Raw genomic sequence first — 544 nt, 5'->3', positions numbered from 1 at the left:
GCTGGTCGAGATCTTCACCAAGATCATGAAGGTCGTCGGCAAACTGGTCGGCAAGGTGACCGGCCTGGACGTGATCTCCACCAAGTCCATCAAGCCCGGTGGCCTGTTCCACTCCACCAACTCCCCGGACCTCACCCCATCCGGCTCTCACTCCTCCCCGTCTTCACCTTCTTCTTCGTCGCCGTCTTCGTCCACTCCGGACTCTTCGCCGTCGTCCCCTTCTTCACCCTCGTCGCCGTCCTCGCCTTCCTCGACGCCGTCGTCCCCTTCCCCCGCTCCGGACGGCCCATCACGCACCCCGGACAGCTCGTCCCCTTCGTCGGCCCCGAGCCCGTCTCGCACACCGGACTCTCCGTCCACTCCGGACACTCCGACGCGCCGCCCGGACACCGCTCCCACCCCGGACAGCTCACCTTCTCCTTCCGCCGCTTCACCTTCCGCCTCCGGCGCACCGCACACGCCCTCGTCCCCGGACGCCCCGGCCACCCCGCGCAACACCGGCCAAACGACCTCCTCCTCGGTCGCACCCCCGGAAGCACCACCC

1 protein-coding gene is annotated in these 544 nt (G+C 68.6%); it reads right to left on the bottom strand.

Translation table 11 applies throughout. The features are described from left to right. Positions 1-147: 147 nt before the first annotated feature. Positions 148-544, bottom strand: a 397-nt coding sequence (locus ADL03_RS03295) for a hypothetical protein (protein WP_369808921.1), incomplete at its 5' end; no start/stop codon positions are given.

This window comes from Nocardia sp. NRRL S-836 (assembly GCF_001279525.1).
In the GTDB taxonomy this organism is placed as follows: Bacteria; Actinomycetota; Actinomycetes; order Mycobacteriales; family Pseudonocardiaceae; genus Lentzea.
The sequence above is the reverse complement of the archived record's forward strand: the minus strand, read 5'-3'. Positions and strand labels throughout refer to the sequence as shown.